Genomic DNA, 329 nt, shown 5'->3' on the forward strand with positions numbered 1-329 from the left:
AATTACTTATTTTTCACTTTATTTTTGCCTTTTTATCATAAATTTCAATTAATTTTACTTCTCTTGCNACATATAGAACTTTTGCTTTATTTATTATATCCTCTAAAACTCNNNNTTCATGTATATGTCCATGTATATTTAAAATAACTCTATCATTATTTTCAATGAATTTTCTTAATTCATAACTACCAGAAATACCTAAAGATGACATAGAATCTTTTGGAGGAATATGGGTGAATAAAATAATATATCTATCATTGAATTTCTCTTTTAATTCATTTAAAAAGCTTTCAAATTCTTTTTCATCAATCATTCTATACAATAACATC

It is taken from the genome of Candidatus Nanopusillus massiliensis (assembly GCF_920984865.1).